The organism is Chrysanthemum yellows phytoplasma (assembly GCF_000803325.1).
GTDB classification, from domain to species: domain Bacteria; phylum Bacillota_I; class Bacilli_A; order Acholeplasmatales; family Acholeplasmataceae; genus Phytoplasma; species Phytoplasma asteris.
The window spans coordinates 1-397 of the sequence record NZ_JSWH01000226.1 but is presented as its reverse complement, the minus strand read 5'-3'; the positions used below and the strand labels follow the sequence as shown (position 1 = coordinate 397).

Here is a 397-nt window from a genome sequence, read left to right as displayed (position 1 = left end):
ATAACCATCACTTCATTACCTTGTTTTGTTAATTCTTGTTGAACGCTTTTTATTAGACTTGTTTTTCCGCTACCGTCGAGTCCTTCAAAAACGATTAATTTCATGATTTTTTCTCCTTTTAATCTTAATTTAGGCATAAAAAAAGACCTTCAAATTGAAGGCCTTAGAGTTTTAATTATTATTTAAATTTACTTAATCGTTTTAAATAAGTTGTTTGTGATAATTCTTCTTTGGATTTGGTTAAAAGTGTTAAGTATTTTTCGCTATCTTGAATCATTTTAGAGATAAATTGATTATCTTGATAAATTCGTACCACATGATAGTTTTGGTCGTTAAAATAAACCAAAAAGTAAGCAAATTTAGCTTGACTACAATATAATTGGCATTGAACTTGGGC

1 pseudogene is annotated in these 397 nt (G+C 27.7%); it reads right to left on the bottom strand.

The annotated features are described in order from the left end of the window. Positions 1 to 178: 178 nt before the first annotated feature. Positions 179 to 397: pseudogene (locus OL66_RS03280) on the bottom strand (endonuclease); the annotation flags it as partial.